The following is a 2,433-nucleotide window of genomic DNA, read 5'->3' as shown; positions in this document are numbered from 1 at the left end:
TGGCGCGCGTCGTAGTTGAAGTAGGTCAGCCGCTTGTTGAGGAACACCGAGCGCACCCGCGAGTTGCGGCCCAGCGCCTGCACCTGCTCGCTGGTGGCCAGCACGGCGGCCATCGGCAGCGACCGGAAGGTGATGCCGCCCTTGATCCCGACCGCCGTGAGCGCGTCCAGGTCCGCGACGGCCGGCGCGGAGTTGCCGTCGAAGGTGACGATCACTTCGGCGGTGCGCCCGGCCGGCAGGCTGCCGAAGGTGCGGGTGAGCTGGGGATCGATCCTCTGGGCGAACGCGGGGGCCGCTGCCAGAAGGAGGGCCGCTACGGGCGCGAACAGTCGCCGGATCATCGGCAGGTGCATCAGGGGCTCCAAGGTTGGGAGGCGAACGGTTCCTGCGGGACTGGCCCCTCTTAATGCACGTGTGCAGCCAAACTTCCCTTAGAGCTAACCATCATCCATCAAACAACTTGCGATTTTCACTCCCCGGGGCGCCGCCGCGCGTTGCATCAAAATAGTGAAACCGCTTCACCGTTCTAATGCAGCGTCACTGAAATGGTTCAATATCTGCTACATCCTTCTGACACAGAAGGGAATCTCACACAGAGCCACAGAGGGGAAAGGTAAGAAGAAGGAAGTAAAGTGGTTCTCCGTGTCTTGCAGTTCCCTCCGTGTTCTCTGTGTGATGCTGTTCGCCGTGGCTCGCGTGCAAACGAAAGCGAGGCACGGAGAGCGAATCTCCGTGCCTCGCCGGCCCCCGTTCGAGCTGCCTTATTTGAAGAACTGCGCGTAATAGCGCGAGATCGCCACCGCCGCGTCCGCGCGCGTCACCGTGCTGGCCGGCTTGAAGTAGAACTTCAGCGCCGGCGTCAGGTCGTACGGCCCCTGCTCGACGGCCGCGTACACGTTGATCATGTTGGAGTTGATCGCCGCGTGCACGTAGCCGCGCGAAGCGGCGGGGATCTGGTCCTGGTCGGCGATGACGTACGTCTGCCCGTTGTACGTGTAGGTCACGTCGCCCGTGTGGGCCAGCGCCGCGGCGTCGCCGCCGATGCCCCGCACCAGCATCTTCGCGAGGCCGGCACGGAGGATCTTGCCGTGCGGATCGAAGCTGCCACCCGCGCCTTCCATCACGCCGGCGTAGCGGTGCTCACGGTCGCGCATGGCGGCGCCGCGTGCCGCCACCGCCTCCACAAAGGGCCGCTCCGCCGCGGACACGTCGCTGAAGGTGCTGGCGCCGCCCAGCGGCAGGTTCTGGCGGATCGAGCCGAACTGCGTGAAGCCGCGGGCCAGGTCGGCCCGGCGCAGCTCCTTGTTGGGGCAGAAGGAGCTGTTGCTGCACAGCCCCAGGAACCCGTTCACCAGCGCCAGCTCGATGGCGCCCTTGGCGGCGTGCCCCTGGATGTCCGCCACGTGCGGCGGGGTTACGAAGGTCAGGATCTCCGTCTCGTGTACCTGGTCCGGGAAGGTGGCGAAGTTCCCCGATTCGTTCCCCAGCGGGGTGAGCGCCTTGACCTCGGCCGTCCACGTGCCCGGCATCGGGTCGTTCACCACGATCACCAGCCGCGTGGTGCCGTTCTCGGCGAAATACAGGTCGAAGGCGATGTAGCGGTTGCCATTGGGGTCGTACACGTCGAAGAGCAGCGGGTTGCCCACCGTGCCGTACGCCGGCACCTGGATTCCCTTGAACTCGATCTTCGCCTCCAGCAGGCTCGCGCCCGGCGCCACCGTGAACGAGTGCTTGTACGCGCCCGGCAGCGAGGCCGGCGTGTAGTCGAACGTCTTGTCGAAAAGCACGTCCTCACGCACAGTGGCCGGCACCGTCGCCACCGTCAGCGTCTTGCCGAACGGAGTGGCCAGGTCGAACGACTTCTGCACCGCGGCGTAGGCGTTCACGTAGCCCGCGCCTACCTCGAAGGCCTCCATCCCTGGCATCTTCGTGGCGGTCTCGCGCAGGATCTGCTTCACCTGGTCCGGCGTGAGCAGCGGGTTGGCCTCCAGCATCAACCCCGCGATCCCCGCCACGTGCGGCGAGGCCATCGAGGTGCCCTCCATGACGGTGTAGAACGGATTGGACGTATCCGGCCCCAGCGCGCCCAGCACGCCGGTGGGGGAGTACGCCGAGTAGATGTCCACGCCCGGCGCCGTGATCGACGGCTCGTCGAGCCAGGTGATGACCTCGCCGCTCTGCGACGTCACCGTGCGGGCGCCGCCGGTGCGGCCGCGCGAGGAGAAGTCGGCCAGCGTCGCCGCCTTGGTGCCCGCCGCCACCGAGATCACCCAGGGGGCCTTGGCGTAGGGGTTGTGCGTGTCCGGAGCCGAGCCCGAGTTGCCCGCCGCGAAGGCGACCACGATGTTGCGCTCGTTCGCCAGGCGCGACGCCACGTTGATCGGGTCGTCCGGGTCGAAGTCGCCGCTGGAGCCCCACGAGTTGTTGATGACG

At 66.8% G+C, this 2,433-nt stretch carries 2 protein-coding genes; both read right to left on the bottom strand.

The genetic code is table 11. The annotated features are described in order from the left end of the window. Positions 1 to 353, bottom strand: a 353-nt coding sequence (locus VF584_19240) for a hypothetical protein (protein ID HEX8212319.1), incomplete at its 3' end; no start/stop codon positions are given. Between the two features lie 408 nt (positions 354 to 761). Further along, the coding region (locus VF584_19235) for a S8 family serine peptidase (GenBank protein HEX8212318.1) at positions 762 to 2,433 on the bottom strand (1,672 nt) is incomplete at its 5' end.

It is taken from the genome of Longimicrobium sp., from assembly GCA_036389135.1.
Lineage (GTDB): Bacteria > Gemmatimonadota > Gemmatimonadetes > Longimicrobiales > Longimicrobiaceae > Longimicrobium.
This window is presented reverse-complemented; position numbering and strand designations above follow the sequence as displayed.